At 72.3% G+C, this 16,438-nt stretch carries 14 protein-coding genes; 9 read left to right on the forward strand and 5 right to left on the reverse strand.

Annotated features, from left to right (window positions below):
• Positions 1-51 precede the first annotated feature (51 nt).
• Complete coding sequence (locus IH26_RS0126160; protein ID WP_030438886.1) at positions 52-375, reverse strand: hypothetical protein; 324 nt, start codon at positions 373-375, stop codon at positions 52-54.
• A gap of 445 nt (positions 376-820) precedes the next feature.
• Entirely contained in the window at positions 821-1,510 is a 690-nt protein-coding gene (locus IH26_RS0126165) for a hypothetical protein (RefSeq protein WP_157437397.1), read from the reverse strand.
• Positions 1,511-1,742: 232 nt separating this feature from the next.
• On the opposite strand from IH26_RS0126165, the gene mycP reads away from it, so the two are divergent.
• The 5 genes from mycP (at position 1,743) to IH26_RS0126195 (ending at position 6,712) form a co-directional block, all read left to right on the forward strand.
• Complete coding sequence (mycP, locus tag IH26_RS0126175) at positions 1,743-3,308, forward strand: type VII secretion-associated serine protease mycosin (protein ID WP_245665510.1); 1,566 nt, start codon at positions 1,743-1,745, stop codon at positions 3,306-3,308.
• A gap of 91 nt (positions 3,309-3,399) precedes the next feature.
• The gene (locus IH26_RS0126180) at positions 3,400-3,999 is read left to right on the forward strand and encodes a sulfite oxidase-like oxidoreductase (RefSeq protein WP_030438890.1); all 600 of its coding nucleotides are present in this window, start codon (positions 3,400-3,402) and stop codon (positions 3,997-3,999) included.
• Positions 3,969-4,745, forward strand: coding sequence for a ferredoxin reductase (locus IH26_RS0126185; RefSeq protein WP_030438891.1), 777 nt, complete (start codon positions 3,969-3,971; stop codon positions 4,743-4,745). Before IH26_RS0126180 ends, IH26_RS0126185 begins: the two co-directional genes overlap by 31 nt.
• The gene (locus IH26_RS0126190; RefSeq protein ID WP_030438892.1) at positions 4,742-5,005 is read left to right on the forward strand and encodes a DUF6510 family protein; all 264 of its coding nucleotides are present in this window, start codon (positions 4,742-4,744) and stop codon (positions 5,003-5,005) included. The genes IH26_RS0126185 and IH26_RS0126190 overlap by 4 nt, the downstream gene beginning before the upstream one ends.
• A gap of 15 nt (positions 5,006-5,020) precedes the next feature.
• Entirely contained in the window at positions 5,021-6,712 is a 1,692-nt protein-coding gene (locus IH26_RS0126195; protein WP_030438893.1) for a HelD family protein, read from the forward strand.
• Here IH26_RS0126195 and IH26_RS0126200 read toward each other — a convergent pair.
• Positions 6,709-7,086 carry a hypothetical protein gene (locus tag IH26_RS0126200; protein WP_030438894.1) on the reverse strand — a complete coding sequence of 126 codons (378 nt, stop codon included), beginning with the start codon at positions 7,084-7,086 and terminating at the stop codon, positions 6,709-6,711. The genes IH26_RS0126195 and IH26_RS0126200 overlap by 4 nt on opposite strands.
• A 237-nt stretch (positions 7,087-7,323) precedes the next feature.
• Between IH26_RS0126200 and IH26_RS0126205 the strand changes: the two genes are divergently transcribed.
• Both IH26_RS0126205 and IH26_RS0126210 read left to right on the forward strand, forming a co-directional pair.
• Positions 7,324-8,109 carry an SGNH/GDSL hydrolase family protein gene (locus IH26_RS0126205; protein WP_030438895.1) on the forward strand — a complete coding sequence of 262 codons (786 nt, stop codon included), beginning with the start codon at positions 7,324-7,326 and terminating at the stop codon, positions 8,107-8,109.
• 99 nt (positions 8,110-8,208) lie between these two features.
• Positions 8,209-8,619 carry a PLD nuclease N-terminal domain-containing protein gene (locus tag IH26_RS0126210; RefSeq protein ID WP_030438896.1) on the forward strand — a complete coding sequence of 137 codons (411 nt, stop codon included), beginning with the start codon at positions 8,209-8,211 and terminating at the stop codon, positions 8,617-8,619.
• A 1-nt stretch (position 8,620) separates the two neighbouring features.
• Here IH26_RS0126210 and IH26_RS0126215 read toward each other — a convergent pair whose 3' ends face one another.
• The gene (locus IH26_RS0126215) at positions 8,621-9,103 is read right to left on the reverse strand and encodes a GNAT family N-acetyltransferase (protein WP_281179781.1); all 483 of its coding nucleotides are present in this window, start codon (positions 9,101-9,103) and stop codon (positions 8,621-8,623) included.
• A 342-nt stretch (positions 9,104-9,445) separates the two neighbouring features.
• Here IH26_RS0126215 and IH26_RS0126220 point away from each other — a divergent pair, with 342 nt between their 5' ends.
• Positions 9,446-12,379, forward strand: coding sequence for an AfsR/SARP family transcriptional regulator (locus tag IH26_RS0126220; RefSeq protein ID WP_030438898.1), 2,934 nt, complete (start codon positions 9,446-9,448; stop codon positions 12,377-12,379).
• Here the strand turns inward: IH26_RS0126220 and IH26_RS0126225 are convergent, their stop codons facing one another.
• Positions 12,380-12,853 carry a hypothetical protein gene (locus IH26_RS0126225; RefSeq protein ID WP_030438899.1) on the reverse strand — a complete coding sequence of 158 codons (474 nt, stop codon included), beginning with the start codon at positions 12,851-12,853 and terminating at the stop codon, positions 12,380-12,382.
• Between the two features lie 127 nt (positions 12,854-12,980).
• Between IH26_RS0126225 and IH26_RS63975 the strand changes: the two genes are divergently transcribed.
• Positions 12,981-16,394, forward strand: a complete 3,414-nt coding sequence (locus tag IH26_RS63975; RefSeq protein ID WP_030438900.1) for a TIR domain-containing protein — start codon at positions 12,981-12,983, stop codon at positions 16,392-16,394.
• The last annotated feature ends 44 nt before the right edge of the window (positions 16,395-16,438 follow it).

Consider the following 16,438-nt stretch of genomic DNA (forward strand, 5'->3'; position numbering starts at 1 on the left):
ACGCCCCCGGCCGTCGCGCACGGCCGGGGGCGTACGTCGTTCGGGCCAAGCTCAGAGCTTGGCCCACTCCCCGTTGATGATCGACTCGCTGACGCGCGGCGACGGCCGGCCCTTCTTGGCCACGGTGAAGGTCACGACACTGCGCTGCGCGGACACCCGCCAGCACAGCAGCACGCTCGGCAGCACCTGCGCGCCCGCGGCATTGGCGAACCGGAGCCGTTGCGTACACCGGGCCTGGCCGACCGGCTCGCCCTGGTCCGCGGCCATCCGCAGATACCGCTGTCCGGTGAGGTCGCCCTTCGCGGTGGTCACCCGGACCGTTCCCTCGCTCGTGGTCTCGGTGCGCTCCTTGACGGCCGTAACGCTCTTCGCCACCAACGGGCGCCCGTCGCCTGCCGATTTGTCCGGAGCCGCGGTGGTCCGCTGCTGGACCTCGCGACTCGCGGAAGGCTGGGGCGAGGCCGGCACCGCGGAACTCGCCTGCGAGCGGGCATCCCCGGCGACGCTCGGCGAAGCCGGAGGCGACGAAGGCCCGGCCGTGCCCGCGGAATCTCGCGCCGCGGTCGGACCGCTGCCGTGCGAACATCCGGACACCAGGCAGATCCCGGCCCCAAGCGTTGCGACCAGCCCGACGGCGCCCGCCACGAATCCGGCACGACGGCCCCTCGGTCGGCTCTCGATCATCACAACCCCCTATGATCAGAACTTCACTCTTCCGCCTAGACCTCCATGGTTTCAATGATTGGTATTTAACGGGCTAAAACGGGCGACGATCCACCTGTGAGTCTCTTGAAAGCGCTTTGGCCCGTGCGAATGACGGTCAGATAGCGGCCCACTCGCGGGCGACCAGCGCCGCCGCGTCGGCGGGCTGCGGCGGGGCGGTGGCCCGGGTGGCGATCACGACGACGCTCTTGAGCGGCGACATCCGCCAGCACAACAGCAGGCCCGGGCGGTTCTGCGGCAGCGGCGCCCCGTCGACCTGGAAATTCTGGGTGCAGCGCACCGAGCCGACCCGTACGCCGGTGTCGGCCGCGCCCAGCAGTTGCCACCTGGACGTGAGGTCGTAGCGCGCCGACACGATCCGCGCCTGCGCCCCGTCCACGGTGATCTCGTTCCGCACCGTCGCCGTCGCGTCGGCCGCCAGCACGCCCGCCCGCGGCTGCAGCAACCGGCCGACCTGCGTGGCGGCGAGCTCGTCGTCGGTGGGTGCGGTCGGCGAGGGCACCGGCGACGGCAGCCACGATCGGCGGGCGGCCGAGATCGTCCCCAGCGGCGGGCCGGCCGGCGCACTCTGCGGCGCGACGAACGGCGTGGCCGGGATCGGCGCCGCCACCGACGGCGTCACCATCGGCGGCAGCCCGTTCACCGTCGACTGGCGGCCGAGGAACCAGCTGGCCCCCACGTACGATCCGGCGCCCAGCAGCACCGCCCCGACGGCCACCGCCGCCCCGATCCTGCGCCGCCGCCGGCGGCGCTGCACCGTCGAGACGTAGATCCCGTCGTCCCCCACGCCTCGATGATCCCAGTTAACCCCACAAACCGCGCTAAAACGGCAAAGCACCCGTTTGGCACTCGGTCGGCCCGGGCCACCGCCGAATCCTCAGACCGACCACGGACATGGGGAGGCGGTCACTTTGCGGAAGAAAACTCTGTTGCTGAGCGCGGCACTAATCGGCGGCACCGGATTTGTCGGATTTGCACCCACAGCACACACCGAACCCAGGAGCGCCACCTGGCACCCGGTGACGACCGGCCTGACCCGAGCCGCCGCCGGCCTGCTCCCGGCGACCATCACCCGGGCCCATCCCGTACGCGTGGTGAGCACCGCCCTCGACGATCAGGGCCGGCCGGTGACCGTCGCCCGCACCGCCACCGACCGGGCCGGCGCCACCAGGCTGATCGCCGCCGGCCAGCATGCCCGGCACGCGCTCACCGTCGAACTGGACGCGACCGTGACCGTCGCCGACGCGCCGACCGGCTCCGACCCCCGCCGCGCCGCCCAGTGGGATCTCGCCGCCATGCGCACCCCGGAAGCGTGGGACCGTTCCACCGGCGCCGGCGTGACGGTCGCCGTCGTGGACACCGGCGTCGACTCCGGCCACCCCGATCTGGCCGGCCAGGTGCTGCCCGGCGCCGACTTCATCACCGGCACCGAGGGCCCGGCCACCGACCCGAACGGCCACGGCACCCACGTGGCCGGCATCATCGCCGCCGCGGCCGGCAACGGCGAGGGCATCGCCGGCGTGGCCCCGGACGCGCGCATCCTCCCGGTCCGGGTGCTCGGCGCCAACGGCAGCGGCTATCTCTCGGACGCCGCCAACGGTGTCGTCTACGCCGCCGATCACGGCGCGGACGTCATCAACCTCTCGATCAGCTCGACCTCCTCGATCGAGGCGATGACCAATGCGATTGCGTACGCCCGCAGCCGGGGCGTCGTGGTCGTCGCCGCGGCCGGCAACACCCGCGCCGACGGCAGTCCGGTCTCCTACCCCGCGGCCGACCCCGGCGTCCTGGCGGTGGCCGCCACCGACGCGGCCGACCACTATGCCCCGTATTCGAACGCGGGCGGCTACGTCGACCTGGCCGCCCCCGGCAGCGCCGTGCTCAGCACGTTCCCCGGCGGCTACCGCACGATGAGCGGCACCTCGATGGCCTCTCCGCACGTCGCCGGCCTCGCCGCCCTGGTCCGCGCGGCCGACCGCGGGCTCACCCCCGACCAGGTGGCGCAGGTCATCGAGTCGTCGGCCGTGGACCTGGGCGCCCCCGGCCGGGACGACGACTACGGCTACGGCCGGGTCGACGCCGCCGCCGCGCTCGCCTCGCTCCCCACGCCGGCGCCGTCGGAAACCACGCCGGAGCCGTCACCCTCGGAGACCACGCCCGAGCCGACGCCGTCGGAAACCACGCCGGAGCCGTCACCCTCGGAGACCACGCCCGAGCCGGCGCCGTCGGAAACCACGCCGGAACCCACGCCGTCGGAAAGCACGCCGGAACCCACGCCGTCCGAGAGCACACCCCAGCCCAGCCCGACGCAGAGCACACCCGAACCCGCGCCATCAGCGAAATCCCCGCTCCGGCTCTTCGTCGTGCACGTCAGCCACACCCAGCTCACCATCGCGATCGACCACCCCGACGGCCAGCTCGTCGAGGTCCAGCGGCGGCAGGACGACGACTGGGTCACCGACCTCACCTACCCCGCCACCCGGGTCAACCACCTCTCCGGGCTCACCGGGGCGGCCGTCTACCGGGTGGTCGTCCCCGCCACCGACATCTACGAGGGAGCGGTCAGCCCCGAGCTCATGCTTTAGGGGCGGCACCCACAACCAGCCTTCAGTCGAGTCATGGGGTGGTGGGATGGGCAGTGGAAACCCCATTGATCATCGGGTTTACTCATGTTCCATGGCCATCATTTCGCGAGGGTTCGGGGGCCGTCGACGTGAGTCGGTCCCCGGCCTGCCGCCCGGGCAGTATCTGACCCATGATTTCCCGGTGCTCTCGGCCGGGCCGACCCCGCGGATCCCGCTCGACCGCTGGAGCTTCACCGTCACCACCGAGTCCGGGGAGAAGACCAGCTGGACCTGGCCGGAGTTCACCGCGCTGCCGTACGAGGATTTCAGCACCGACATCCACTGTGTCACGAAATGGTCCAAGCTCGGGACCACCTGGCGCGGCGTCTCGCTGGACACGCTGCTCGCGGACGTCGAGACTGCTGCGGACTACACCATGGTGCACAGCTTCGGCGGGTACACCACCAACGTACCGCTGGAAGATCTGCTGGACGGGAAGGCGTGGATCGCTTATAAGTTCGACGGCGAGGATCTTGAGCCGGAGCACGGCGGGCCGGCCCGGATGCTCGTACCTCACCTGTACTTCTGGAAGTCGGCGAAGTGGGTCAACGGCCTGCAGATGATGCAGGAGGACGAGCCGGGTTTCTGGGAGGCGGCCGGTTACCACATGTACGGAGACCCATGGCTCGAGCAGCGTTACCAGGGCGACTGACCTGGCGGGCGGCGACCCTCGCCGAGGCCCGGCCGGAGACGCCGACGGCGCGCACCCTGGTGTTCGACGTGCCGGACTGGCCGGGACACCTGCCCGGTCAGCACGTCGACGTGCGCCTGACCGCCCCGGACGGGTACCGCGCGCAGCGCAGCTACTCGATCGCCTCGGCGTGGCCCCCGGGAGGCGGCGGGCCCCCGGGAGGCGGCGGGAAAGTCGAGCTGACCGTGCAACGGCTCGACGACGGCGAGGTCTCGCCGTACCTTACCGACGTGCTCGAGGTGGGCGATCAGATCGAGTTGCGCGGCCCGGTCGGCGGCTGGTTCGTCTGGCGGGAGACGCAGCAGAACCCCGTGCTGCTCGTCGGCGGCGGCTCGGGTGTGGTGCCGCTGATGGCCATGGTCCGCTCGCGGGGACAGAGCCGGGCCAAACAGCCGTTCCGCTTGATCTACTCGGTGCGTTCCCAGGGCGATCTTCTCTACCGCGAGGAACTGCCCCGACACGTACGGGATGATCCTGGTTTTGATCTGTTCTTGAACTACACGCGGCAGGCGCCGGACGGGTGGCCGAGCCCGCCGAAACGCATCGACGTGGCTACCATCAACACGCACGGCTGGCCGCCGGACTTCACGCCCGACGTCTACGTCTGCGGGCCGACCACCTTCGTCGAAACCGCCGCCGACATCCTGGTGGCGCTCGGCCACGACCCCAAGCGCATCCGGACGGAACGCTTCGGAGGCACCTCATGATGAAGTTGGACGGCAACGCGATGGCCGGCGACCTGCGCGAGATCTTCGCGTTCGACGTGACCGCCGCCCAGTACACCTGCGCGGGGTGCGGGCACGCCGAGGCGATCGGCGCCCTGATGCTGTGGGGGCAGGAGATGGGCCGGGTGGCCCGCTGCCCGCACTGCGACGACGTGGTGCTGAGCCTGGTGCACGCGCCCGGCCGGGTCTTCCTCGACGTGCGCGGCGCGGTCCGCCTCGAGCTGCCCCTCGCGGGCTCCTGAACCGGCCGGCCGCCCGTGTTCCGCCAAGCCGACCCGGGCGTGCCCGCCGACGACGACCTGCTCGCCGAGCTGGGCCGGGACGCCGTCGCGACCGTACGCGCCGCGCAGGACGACCTGGTCCGCGCCCCGCTGGACCGCCTGCTGATCATTCAGGGCGGCCCGGGCACCGGTAAGACGATCACGGCGCTGCGCCGGGTGGCCTGGCTGCTCGACGAGGGCCTGCTGGACGACGCCGAGACGCTGGTGGTCGGGCCGTCGGCGGCGTTCGCCCGGTACAGCGACGACGTGCTGACCAGCTGGGGCTACGACCGGGTGGCGCACCGCTCGGTCACCGCGCTGCTGCCGGACGTGGCGGTGACGGTCGACGAGCTTCCCCAGGTGACCCGGCTCAAGGGCGAGGCGCGGATGGCCCGGCTACTGGCCCGCGCGTTCGAGGAGCGGCCCGGCAGCTCGTCGCCGGGCGAGCTGCCCGAGTCGATCGAGATCGAGGGCCGGACGATCCGGCTCGACCCGATCGCGCTGCGCCGGGTGATCGACACCGCCCGGGCCAGCGAGGCCGCGCCGATCGCCCGGCGGATCCTGCTGCGCGCCACGCTGGTCGCCGACACCCGGGATCCGCGGCTGGTACTGGAGGCGGCCGACCGGCTCGCCGAGCGGCTGTGGCCTTCGCTCGACCCGCAGGGTTTCCTGCGCGAGCTGTTCGGCTCGCGGGAGCTGCTGGCCTCGGCGGCCGGCGGCGAGTTCACCGATCGGGAGATCGAGTCGCTGCACCGCCCGGCCGACGAGCACGGCTGGGGCGAGACCGACCTGCCGCTGCTGGACGAGGCGGCGCACCTGATCGACGGCGACCCGAAGGGCTTCGGTCACGTGGTGGTCGACGAGGCGCAGGACCTCTCGCCGATGCAGTTGCGGGCGATCGCCCGGCGCTCGACGACCGGCTCGATGACGGTGATCGGCGACCTCGCGCAGTCGACCGGGCCGTGGGCCCGCGACGACTGGCACGACCTGATCGCGCAGCTGCCCTCGGCCCAGCCGCACGAGCATCGCGAGCTGCGGTTCGGTTACCGGATCCCGCGGCAGATCTTCGATCTGGCCGCGGAGCTGCTGCCGATGGCGGCGCCGAGCGTTCCGGCTCCCTTGACCGTACGGGACGGAGCCGACCCGGTGATCGTGCCGGCCGACCCGGGGACCCGCGCGTCGCTGGTCGCCGCGGCCGCGGCCGGGCACGCCGAGCAGGGCAGGTCGGTCGCCGTGCTCTGCCCGGCCCGCTGCCGCGCCGAGATCATCGCCGGGCTGGACGCCGAGGGGGTGGCCTGGCAGCCGGGGGCGGCGGGGCCGGGGATCGCGCTGCTGGCGCCGCACGAGGCGAAGGGGCTGGAGTTCGACGCGGCGGTGGTGGTCGAGCCGGGGCACATCCTCGATGACGATCCGCGTGGGCATCGGCTGTTGTACATCGCGCTGACCCGCTCGATCGGGCACCTGCATCTGATCGGCGCCCCGGAGGATCTGCCGATCGAGCCGACAGTATCCGAAATTTCGGATACTTCCCCCGAGGCTGCGGTCGAGATCGAGCTGGATGCCGCCACGGACGAGACCATCAACATGACCGTGCAGTCGATGGCCGAGTCACTGCTCGGAACGCTGACGCCGGAGTTGTGGCCGGTCGCCCTCAGCCGCCTCGAGCAGCTGATCAACCCCGAGGCCTAGCGCCAGCCGCCGCGCAGGCGCTGGGCCAGCGAGACCGGCGGGCGCGGCGCGGGCGTGCCCGCGCGGGCCCGGGCCGGGCGGGAGCGGCCGACCGGGCGGTCGTAATCGGCGGTGGCGATGGCCTCGACGATCTGGCCGTCGCCGAAATTCTCCGAGTCGGGGATCGAGGCGACGAAGCCGACCAGGATCCCGTTCCGCATGATCTGGGCCTCGAGGCCGGCGGTGCCGTCGTTGTCCCAGATCGCCTCGCGGCCGTCCGGGAGAACCACGCGAATGCCGTACTGCGTGATGCCGGCCTGCGGCAGCTTCACATGGGCGAAGACGTTGCGTGCCCGCAGCGTGTCGACGACCCGACGTGCCCGTTCTTCTTCCATATGAAGACGGTACGGCGATCAACTGTGCGCACGCTGAGGGCCGCCTGTGGCGGTCTTGAAAGATCACCACGTGCGGTACGCGAAACATCACCACGTGACATAGGTGCAGGTCACATCGATGCATGTTACTACTTCGTAACTGGAAAAACACGATGTTTCTTTTCTCAGGGGCTTGACATACCGTGCGGTAACCGGAGCGCTTCGGCTTCCCTCCCCCTCGGACCGGAGGCCACCCCGATGACCAGACCCCACCTCGCCCTAGGCTGTCTCGTCGCTCTCCTTACCTTTGGCGTCGCGGCCCCCGCCGCAGAGGCGGCGTCCAGCGTCGACTACGTGGCGCTGGGCGACTCCTACTCCTCGGGCGTCGGCGCGCCCGGACAGGTCGGGCTGTGCCTGCGGAGCCCGAACGGCTACCCCGGCCAGTGGGTCGCCAAGAACTCCCCCAAGTCGTTCACCAACCTCACCTGCTCGGGCGCGGAGACCAGCGACGTGCTGTCCAGCCAGGCCCCGGACATCCCGAGCGGCACCGACCTGATCAGCATCACCATCGGCGGCAACGACGCCGGCTTCGCCTCGACGGTGCTGAGCTGCCAGGTCTCCAGCGACGCCGCCTGCGCGACGACGGTCGCCAACGCCGAGTCCAGCATCGGCGCGACGCTGGGCGGCAAGCTGGATAACACGTACGCGGCGATCAAGGCCAAGGCGCCGAGGGCCCAGGTGGTAGTCCTCGGCTATCCGCTGCTGTTCGACACGAGTTCGTCCTCCTGCGGGCTCACCGGGATGAGCCTGGCCAAGCGCAGGTCGCTCAACGGCGGTGCGGTGGTCCTCGACGACCTGATCAAGCAGCGCGCGCAGGCCGCCGGGTTCACCTTCTCCGACGTCCGCGACGAGTTCGCCGGCCACGGCATCTGCGCCTCGTCGCCGTACCTCAACGGCCTGACGCTGTCACAGAACGCGTTCCACCCGAACAAGAACGGATACACGTACGGCTACCTGCCCGCCTTCTCCGGCGCGGTCAGCTGAACGTCCGGCCCGGTGCTCCCCCGAGTGCCGGGCCGCACTACCGATTCGCACCCTTTCCGGGACCACCGGATCTTCTCAGGTTTGGCATCATCTACGCCCATGGCTCGCCTCTACTCGCTGTTCGTCCTCCTCGACCTGGCGCTGCTGGTCGTCGCGCTGATCGACTGCCTCTCCGCCGAGGAGTTCGCGATCCGGGCGCTGCCCCGGGTGGCGTGGGTGTTCATCATCCTGCTGTTCTCCCCGGTCGGCGCGATCGCCTGGTTCGTGGCCGGCCGCCCGGCGCCCACGGTCCGGCTCAGCAACGGCACGACGTGGCGGCCCGGCAGCGGCTTCCCGGAGGACGAGCGCCCTCAGCGCCGCAGCGGTCAGCGCGCCCCCGACGACGACCCCGAGTTCCTGCGCAACCTGGCCACCTCCCTGCGCGAGGACGAGTCGATGATGAAGAAGTGGGAGGCCGACCTCCGCCGCCGCGAGGAGGAGTTGCGCCGGCGCGAGCGCGAGGCCGAGTAGGTCAGCTGTCCCATTCCTGCGGGGCGGCGTAGCGGTAGACCTTCGAGTCGCGCAGCCGGAAGCCGAGCCGCTCGTAGAGCCGGTTCGCCGCCTCGCGCGAGGGCCGGGAGGTGAGGTCGACGGTCCGCGCGCCGGCCGCCTCGGCCAGCCGCACCGCCTCGCGGGTCAGCGCCGCCCCGACGCCCTGCCCGCGCGCCGAGGAGTCGACCACCACGTCCTCGATCCAGGCCCGTAGCCCGGTCGGAATCGGGAACATGACCAGCGTGAGCGTCCCGACGATCTCCCCCTTGACCCGGGCGATCAGCATCCGGTTCCCGGGAAAGGCGACCAGCTCACGCAGCGCCGCGGCGTCCAGGGCCGGCGCCGACCGGGAGAGCTGCGGCAGCAGCCGCTCGAACGCCTTGACCATGTCATCGGTCACGTCCCGGTCCCGCAGAACCTCGATCTCGACACCCATGCCGAGCACCCTAGGACCGTCTCGCACGCGGCGGAGGTAGGGGGCCCGGCTGACGTTGATCAGCCGGGCCGCCCTCGGCCTGGGCTGCCCTGGGGGGCCACAGCTGACCAGGCCCGCCGTTGGCCCGGCAGCGGGTTGTCGACATAGGTACTTGGTGCAGGGCAGGCCGCCCGTCGCTCAAGTCTCACTTGGCGTCCCGATTCCCCCGTAACGCTGTGCGCAGCCGGGCGAGGGCGACCTGTTCCCTGCAACGGGATCAATAGTCGACGGCGCATCTTGTACGAAGCGTGCGAGACTTGTCCGGCTCCTTGTGGATATCTTGAATCGCCTGGTGGGGACCGCCCGGGTCCGTAGTGGTGGGGAGGTCAGTTGTCGGCGGAGTTCGGGGTGCTCGGCGCGGTGGAGGGCCGGATCGACGGCCGGCCGGTCGTCCTCGGGCATGCGCGGCAGCGCAGCGTGCTGGCCGTGCTACTCGTCGAGGCCGGGCGTCCCGTCACGGTCGACCAGCTGATCGACCGGGTCTGGGGTGCGGAGGCGCCGCAGCGGGCCACCAACGCGCTCTACAGCTACCTGTCCCGGTTGCGGACGGCCGTCGCCGATGCCACCACCGGGATCGAGCGCCGGCCGGGCGGCTACGTGCTGACCGTCGACCCGCAGGCGGTCGATCTGCACCGCTTCCGCCGGCTCGCCACGCAGGCGCGGGCCACTTCGGACCGGTCCGCCGCTGAGCTGATCACGGCAGCTCTCGGCCTGTGGCGGGGCGAACCGTTCGCCGGCTTGGACACGCCGTGGCTGGACGCGACGCGGCAGCTGCTGCTCAGCGAGCGGTTCGCCGCCGAACTGGACCACAACGACGTCCTGCTCCGGCTCGGCCGGCACGGCGAGCTGCTGCCGTCGCTGTCCGCCGCGATGGCCGAGCACCCGCTGGACGAGCGGCTGGCCGAGCAGCTGATGCTGGCCCTCTACCGGTGCGGCCGCCAGGCGGACGCCGACGAGCAGTACCGGCGGATCCGCCACCGCCTCGCCGACGAGCTCGGCAGCGATCCCGGCGCCGGGCTGCGCCGGCTGCACGAGCGCATCCTGGCCGCCGACCCGGCCCTGAACGATGCGCCGGCGCAGGCCCGGGCGCCGCAGGCCCAGCTCGCCCCGGCCCGGAGGGTTCCGGCGCAACTGCCGGCGGACGTACGGGCGTTCACCGGGCGTACCGGGGAACTCGCCGCGCTGGACCGGTCGCTGGCGCCCGGCGGCGACGAGCCGCCGCTGCCCGTCGTGCTGCTTTCCGGCACGGCCGGGGTGGGCAAGTCCGCCCTGGCCGTACGGTGGGGGCACCGGGTGCGGGAGGCCTTCCCCGACGGGCAGCTGTACGTGAACCTGCGCGGCTACGACGCCGAGCAACCGGTGGCGGCGGCGGACGCGCTGGCCGGCTTCCTGACCGCGCTCGGCGTGCAGGGATCCATCCCGCCGGGCATCGAGGAGCGCGCCGGCCGGTACCGGTCCGAGCTGACCGGCCGCCGGATGCTCGTGCTGCTCGACAACGCGTCCTCGGTGGAGCAGGTGCGGCCGCTGCTGCCCGGTACTGGGTCCTGCCTGGTGCTGATCACCAGCCGGGACGCGCTGCCCGGCATGGTGGCACTGCACGGCGCCGAGCGGATCAATCTGGATCTGCTGCCCCTGCCGGACGCGGTGGGGCTGCTGCGCCGCCTGATCGGCGACCGGGTGGACCGCGAGCCGTCGGTCGCCGAGGATCTGGCCGCGGCCTGTTCCCGGCTGCCGCTGGCCCTGCGGATCGCCGCCGAGCTGGCCGCGGCGCGTACCGATGTCTCGCTGGCCGAGCTGGTCGGCGAGCTGAGCGACCACCGGATGCGGCTGGACCTGCTCGACGCGGGCGATCCGCGCGCCGAGGTCCGCGCCGTGTTCTCCTGGTCGTACCAGAACCTGCCCGCCGACGCGGCCCGGCTGTTCCGGCTGCTCGGCCTGCATCCGGGCGACAGCGTGCAGGTCGACGCGGTGGCGGCGCTGGCCGGAACGGACGCCGGCGAGGCTCGCCGGCTGCTCGGTGTGCTGGTCCGCGCCAGCCTGGTGCACGCCGGCCGCGGCGGCCGGTACGCCATGCACGATCTGCTGAAGGCCTATGCCGCGGAGCTCGCGGCGACGCATGACCCCGCGCCGGAGCGGAGCGCCGCGCTGACCCGCCTCTTCGATCACTACCTGGCCGGTTCGGTCGCGGCGATGAACACGCTGTACCCGGCGGAGGGGACGCCGGTGGCCGGCGACCCGGCCGCCGCCCGGAACTGGCTCGAGGCGGAACGGCCCAACCTGGCGGCGGCCTGCACGTACGCCTCCGCGCACGGCTGGTATCGATTCGCGATCGCGCTGGCCGGGACGCTGTTCCGCTACCTCGACGCCGGCGGGCCGGTCGCCGAGGCCGTCCGGGTCACCGCCTCCGCGGCGTCGGCGGCGCTGGCCGTCGGCGACCGGGCGGCGCAGGCCCGGTCGCTGTCCGATCTGGGCCGGTTGCATCGCCGGCAGGGCTGCCTGGACGAGGCCGCGGAGACGTACCGGCAGGCCCTGGCCCTCTACGCGGATCTCGGCGATCGCGCCGCCGAGGCGGTGGCGCTGCGCAACCTCGGCAGTGTCCACTGGCGGCTGGGCGACTACCGGCAGGCCGCGGAGCACTTCGAGCGGGCCTGGTCGAACTACCGGGAGCTGGCTGACGACGCCGGGCAGGCCGACGCGTCGGTCCGGCTCGGCCTGGTGGATGCCCGGCTCGGCGACGAAGCGGTGGCGACGAAGCGGCTCCGGTCGGCACTCGAGCTCTACACGAAACTCGGCGACCGGTTCAGCGAGGCGTACGTGCTCTCGCTGCTCGCCCGGCTCTCCGCCGAACCGGACGATCTCGACCGGGCCGCCGCCCACCTCGAGCAGAGCGTCGCCGCTGTCCGGCGGGCCGGCGACCGGACGGCGGAGGCGTACGCGCTGACCGATCTGGCCGCAGTGCATGCCCGCGGCGGCCGGCTCACCGAGGCGGCGGACCACCTGCGTCGCGCCCTGGTGCTGCACCGGCGGATCGGCGACCGGGCCAGCGAGGCCGAGGCGCTCAACGACCTCGGCGAGGTCCTGCGGGCCGCGGGCAACGAGGCCGAGGCCCGCGCCCAGCACGAGCAGGCGCTGGCCCTGGCCGAGGAGATCGGCGACCGGTACGAACAGGCGCGCGCCCACGACGGCATCGGCGGCCGGCCGCACCAGGATCTCGCCGGGAACCTCTTCGCCGATCTCGCGGTGCCGGCCACCCCGCGCTGGTAGTCAGACCCGGACCACACCCTCCACCCACAGCACGGTGACGGGGCGTCCGAGGGTCCGGGCGTACGTGACGACATCCGCGGTGCCGCCCACGCCCCGGGCCGGTCGGCCGTCCCACACCGCGAAGAGGTGGTCGCACCGATCCACCAGCGCCTGCCCGGCGGCGAGGAACGCCTGGTCGCTGGGCTCCGGATAGGGCATCGTGGTGACCTTCGCCGCCGCCCGCCGAAGGTGCTCGAACCGGCTCCGGCTGTCGTCCGCGATCAGCGTGGCGGCGTAGCCCTCGCACGGCAGCACCACCTCCAGGGTGCCGCCGGACGCCAGGACGTAGGTGGCGAACAACTGGTCGGCCCCGTCGGCGAGATTCGACACACCGTGCAGCTGGCCGGCGGCGGGGAGCACGAGGCTCCAATGTCGCATCGCCCGGTCGACGATGCTGGGCGGAAGGACCCGATGACCGGTGACACCGAACCGCACATCGACCTCCGTACCGGGCCCGTCAAGCTCTGCTGCGGTATGACAATACGATCTCCTGGCTTTTCTCGCGGGGCGCCGCCATGCACAATCTGTCGTCGCAGCACGTGCAGACCGCGGGGGACCAGCCATGACCTTCAATGGGTTCATTTCGTACAGCCATGCCGCCGATGGGCGCCTGGCTCCCGCCGTACAGCGTGGTCTGCACCGGCTCGGCAAGCCGTGGCACCGCCGGCGCGCGCTGTGGATCTTCCGGGACCAGACCGGCCTGGCGGTGACCCCTGGGCTCTGGTCCTCGATCCAGACCGCCCTGGACGGCTCGGAGTACTTCGTGCTGCTCGCCTCGCCCGAGGCCGCCCGGTCGGTTTGGGTGAACCGGGAGATCGAGCACTGGATGGCCACGAAGTCGGCGGACCGGGTGCTGCCCGTGGTGACCGACGGCGAGTGGGCCTGGGACGACGACCGGGGCGATTTCACCGAGGGCTCGACGGCGGTGCCGCCGACCCTGCGCGGAGTGTTCGCCGAGGAGCCGTTCTTCCTGGACCTGCGGTGGACGCAGGGCAGCGAGCACCTGACCCTGCAGCACTCCCGCTTCCGGGACGCGATCGCCCAGCTGGCCGCCCCGATGCACGGGGTGAGCAAGGACGAACTCGAGGGTGAGGACGTCCGGCAGCACCGCCGGGCCCGGCGGCTGCTCTCGGTGGCCGCGATCACCCTGTTGGTACTGGCGCTGCTGGCGTCGGTGACCGGGGTGTCGGCGATTCGTAACGCCGAGCGGGCGCGGAACGCGGCGGCGGAGGCACTGCGTCAGCAGCAGGTGGCCGACAACCAGCGGGACAGCGCCGCACGATCCGCGACCGAGGCAAGCCGGCAGGGCGAGCTGGCGAAGCAGGAACAGGCGAGGGCGTCCCAGGCGTCCCTCGCCGCGGACCAGTCCGACCAGGCCGCGAAGCAGTCCGAGGAGGCGGCGAAGCAGCAGCAGAAGCTGGCCGACAAGGCGGCGACCGAGGCACAGCGGCAGCGGCGGCTCGCCGACCAGGCGACGTCCCGGAAAAAGGAACAGGAGCGGCTGGCGGAGCAGGCGTCCGAGCGGGCCCGGCAGGCGGCCGAGCGGGCCCAGCAGGCGCGGCAGGAGGCGGACCGGCAGGCACGGCTCGCGGCCGAACAACGCCGAGAGGCGGCCGCGGCGGCCGCGGCGGCCGCGGCCGCCGCCAAGGAGGCCGACCGGCAGCAGCGCATCGCGATCAGCCGCCGGCTGCTGAACCAGGCCACGACCGAGATCGCCGACGACCCGCGGACCGCGCTGATGCTGGGCACCGCGGCCCAACGCCTCGACCCCGACCCGGAAACCCTCGGCAAGGTCACCGGGCTGGTCACGACGAACCAGGTCGCCGGGCGGATGCTCGGCGTGACGGCAACCGCGTACAGCCATGACGGCGTGCTGGCGACGCTCGGCAGCGACAACCGCGTCGCGCTATGGGACGTGACCGACCCGCTGCGGCCGGCCCAGCTCAGCCTGATTCCGGACGTGGCCGCGGCCGGCGCCGCGCTTCAGTTCAGCGTGGACCGGCGGACGCTGGCCTTCATGGATGCGCAGCGTGGGGCGGCCCTGTGGGACGTGGCCGACCCGTCCCACCCGGTTCGGCTGGCCACCGTGCCGATCGACGGCCTCCGGTCGTTCGCGTTGAGCGGGGACCAGAGCAAGCTGGTCATCGGCCAGACGTCCGGGGCCCTGACCGAATGGGACATCGCCGACCGGACGCATCCCGTCCAGATCAGCACCATCATCGAGGCCGACCCGCCGATGGTCATCCCGTCCAGCGGCCCCGTCCCACCGGGGCTCCCGCCCGGGCCGCCGGCGAATCCCGTGTCGGTCAGCCTGGACGGACGCTGGGTGGCGGTGGAATTCAGTGCCGACGTCGGTGCCAGCCAGGTGGTCTACGACCTGATCGATCGGGCTCATCCGGTGCGGCTGCCGTACATCACCTTCGACCTTCTGTCCAGCGGCGGCGAGGGCAAGCGTGCGATGACCATCAGCCCGGACGGGAAGACACTGGCCGTCGCGAACTTCAACGGCACGATCGATCTCTGGGACCTGACGCGCCCGAACGACGTCATGGCACCCGACTTCGGGTCATTTGCTCAGTCGGTCACTCCGCCGTCGAACCCCACCGCGCCTCCGGACATCACTCCGCCGCCACCGGCCGACTTGGACCCGGACTATGAGCCCATCGAACGCCTGAGCGGCCTGACCGACCGCGTCACCGCGATGGCGTACAGCCCGGACGGGCGCCTGCTGGCCGCCGGAGACCAAACCGGAACGGCGACCCTGTGGGACCTGACGGCGACACCGGAGCCGGCGGCCGTGGCCAAGGTGCAGGCCCACGGGCCGATCAACTCGGTGTCCGTCGACCCGGCGTCCGGCACGCTGGTCACCGGCGACAGCACCGCGGTGGCGACGCTGTGGCGCCTGGTTCCGCCCGGCGCCCCGGAGCAGCTCACGAAGCTCGCCATGCCGGGCTGGACGCCCCTGGGCGCGGTCTTCGGTGCGGACGGGCGATCCCTGATCGCCGCCGGCTCGTACGGAACGGCGAGGACCTGGACCGTCACCGATCCGAGCCATCCGGTCCCCGGCGCCGGCTTGACCCTGAACGCCGGCGGGGTCAACGCGGTGGCGTTCAGCCCCGATCGCCGTACGGTGGCGACCGTCGCGCCGGACGGGACGCTGCGGGTGGCGGACGCGGCGCAGCCGGCCCAGGCCACCACGCTCACCGTCCTGCCCGGGAGACCGGCGGGACTGAACGTGCTGTCGTTCAGTCCGGACGGGCGCACCCTGGCCGTCGTCGCCGACAGCGCCACCCTGATGCTCTGGGACGTGGCCGACCGAACCCGGCCCGCCCTGCTCGCCCGGCTGACCGGCGCCGGTTTCGGCGCCGCGACAGCCTTCAGCCCGAACGGACGCACCCTGGCCACCGCGGGCCCCGGCGACCGCACGATCACCCTGTGGAACCTGACCGACCGCTCCGCCCCCGCGCGCCTCGCCACGACCGCCGCCGGCCACAGCAACGACGTCGTCGCGCTGGCCTTCAGCCCGAACGGACGCTACCTGGCCAGCGGCAGTAACGACAGCACGGCGATGCTGTGGGACGTCACGGACCGGAGCCACCCGCAGCGAATCGCCACCTTGACCGGTCACAGCCAGGGAGTCAAAACGCTGGCCTTCAACGCCGACGGCCGCACCCTGGCCACCGGCGGCGGGGACGCCACGGTGATCCTGTGGGACGCCACCGCCCCGGCCGCACCGGTCCGGCTGGCCCAGGTGCGAGCTCCCTACGGCGAAGGGGTGTCCGGGCTGGCATTCCGCGGGGACGGGAGCACGCTCGCCGTCACCGGTTGGTCGACCGTTTCGCTGTGGAGTTACGCCAAGCTGAACAGTGTCCGCGCCGACCCGGCCAAGTACGCCTGCGCGATCACCCACGGCGGTCTCAGCCCCGACGAGTGGTCCCGCTTCATTCCGGAGGTCAAGTACCAGCCCACCTGCTGACCCGAAGTGGTTCCCGGCTTTTCTCGCGCTGCGGCGGCATGCAC

It is taken from the genome of Actinoplanes subtropicus, from assembly GCF_000721705.1.
GTDB lineage: Bacteria > Actinomycetota > Actinomycetes > Mycobacteriales > Micromonosporaceae > Actinoplanes > Actinoplanes subtropicus.

Coding starts and splice junctions, on each gene's coding strand:
- IH26_RS63975 (WP_030438900.1), top strand. CDS start 12,981: ATGACCTTCAATGGGTTCATTTCGTACAGCCATGCCGCCGATGGGCGC.
- IH26_RS0126200 (WP_030438894.1), bottom strand. CDS start 7,086: ATGGAAGAAGAACGGGCACGTCGGGTCGTCGACACGCTGCGGGCACGC.
- IH26_RS0126180 (WP_030438890.1), top strand. CDS start 3,400: ATGGCCATCATTTCGCGAGGGTTCGGGGGCCGTCGACGTGAGTCGGTC.
- IH26_RS0126190 (WP_030438892.1), top strand. CDS start 4,742: ATGATGAAGTTGGACGGCAACGCGATGGCCGGCGACCTGCGCGAGATC.
- IH26_RS0126210 (WP_030438896.1), top strand. CDS start 8,209: ATGGCTCGCCTCTACTCGCTGTTCGTCCTCCTCGACCTGGCGCTGCTG.
- IH26_RS0126185 (WP_030438891.1), top strand. CDS start 3,969: ATGGCTCGAGCAGCGTTACCAGGGCGACTGACCTGGCGGGCGGCGACC.
- IH26_RS0126205 (WP_030438895.1), top strand. CDS start 7,324: ATGACCAGACCCCACCTCGCCCTAGGCTGTCTCGTCGCTCTCCTTACC.